General features: G+C 67.3%; 3 protein-coding genes. All 3 read right to left on the minus strand.

What is annotated here, in order from left to right; all coding sequences use genetic code 11:
- Positions 1-279: 279 nt before the first annotated feature.
- On the minus strand, positions 280-468 hold the full coding sequence (locus tag ACLQ24_RS29615) for a DUF397 domain-containing protein (RefSeq protein WP_425895031.1): 189 nt from the start codon (positions 466-468) through the stop codon (positions 280-282).
- A gap of 168 nt (positions 469-636) precedes the next feature.
- Positions 637-813 (minus strand): hypothetical protein, encoded by a 177-nt coding sequence (locus ACLQ24_RS29620; RefSeq protein WP_425895032.1) that lies wholly within the window; start codon positions 811-813, stop codon positions 637-639.
- Positions 810-1,418, minus strand: a 609-nt coding sequence (locus ACLQ24_RS29625; protein ID WP_425895033.1) for a hypothetical protein, incomplete at its 5' end; no start/stop codon positions are given. The genes ACLQ24_RS29620 and ACLQ24_RS29625, both read right to left, overlap by 4 nt.

Here is a 1,418-nt window from a genome sequence, read left to right on the forward strand (position 1 = left end):
AGCCGACGCGCGTCCCGCACCGTAACGCCCATACACCCCAAACGATCACAAACCATTTGGGTTACGGGTCAATATCTTCCCGTGTTGTGGTGAGCGAACGCGAACTGTCTTCCATGGACGATCTGCTGACGGAGACACGCCGCGCGCTGGAGGCAGCGCGAAGCGGCCCGGAAACCACCACCGAGGACTCTCGGGAGGCCGCTGTCGGGGGACGCGACCTCCTGACAGCCTGTGTGACGGGAGCGCGTCCGCCAGACGCGCTCCCGTCCATCGTGCAGCTCAGTGCTCGGACTTGGTGAGCTGGACGAAGCTGGTCCAGGCGGCGGGGGAGAAGGTGAGAGCGGGCCCCGCCGGGTCCTTGCTGTCCCGTACCGCGACGAGGCCGGGCAGGTTGTCGGCGACCTCCACGCAATCGCCGCCGTTGCTTCCCGCCCTCTCCACGTTGCGTTTGTTACATCCGGACGCCATCGGTGAAACGCACGGTCGTTGCCACCGAGAATCAATTCGATAGGGTGCTGCGACGCAGACCGATTACGCCTCGGACCATACAAGACGCCCCGACAGGAGCTATGAAGGCGCAATTCCCACGCACGGTTAACCGGCGTACTCTCGGAGTGGAATGGCGTGAAGCGAGGATTAGAGTTCGTGGCGGATCCGGGCCAGGCCGCAGGTGTGCAGGATGCCAAGGATGGCCAGCCCGACCCTCAGCCAGGGCACGTCCCTGCCCGGCCGGACGCCGATGGAGACCGCCACCGCCAGTTGTGCGGTGAGGATGAAACCGACGCCACGTTGAGCGCTGGACGACCGCTTCATACTCCGCCGTCGAGGACCCGCACGACCAGTACGGTGCCATCCCGGCCGAACGAGTACACGCTGCCGTCGCTGGGCAACGACGCTCGCCTGCCGAAGAAGGTCGGTGCATCCCTCAGGTAGGTGCCGACCCGGCCCTCGGCCAGCTCGCGGTAGAGGTGGCTCTCCACGCCTCGGAACACCTCCAGAGCCCTGCCTCGACCCAGGGGTGCGCGGTGCCGGGTGCCCTCCGCGACGATCCCGTTGGGTAGCTCGAATGTCGCCGCGCTGCTCGTCGCCCATGCCGGGTCCAGGGTGAACAGCCCCGGCTGGAATGCCGGATCCTCCGTTCCGCGCTGGCGCGGCGTGGCGTAGCCGCTGGCGGCTTCGCTGTTCCCGGCGAAGAGCAGTGCGGTGGCCGCCACGGCGCGGGTCAGGATCTGGGTGAACCAGCCGCGCTGCTGCTCGGGTATGTGGAAGACCTGGGGCGCTCCCGGCGGTAGCTCGTCGGGCAGGTCCGGCTCGGCGACAGCCTCGTCGGCGGGGGAGAGCGTGTCGGGGTACGGCCTGGAGTGCAGAGCTAGGTACAGCTGATCTTGCAGAGGTGCGCACTGTTTGTCCGTCGCCGT

It is taken from the genome of Micromonospora sp. DT4, assembly GCF_049841675.1.
Taxonomy (GTDB): Bacteria; Actinomycetota; Actinomycetes; order Mycobacteriales; family Micromonosporaceae; genus Micromonospora.

Excerpts from the sequence above, each read along its gene's own strand:
- ACLQ24_RS29615 (WP_425895031.1), bottom strand. The coding sequence starts at position 468 with ATGGCGTCCGGATGTAACAAACGCAACGTGGAGAGGGCGGGAAGCAAC.
- ACLQ24_RS29620 (WP_425895032.1), bottom strand. The coding sequence starts at position 813 with ATGAAGCGGTCGTCCAGCGCTCAACGTGGCGTCGGTTTCATCCTCACC.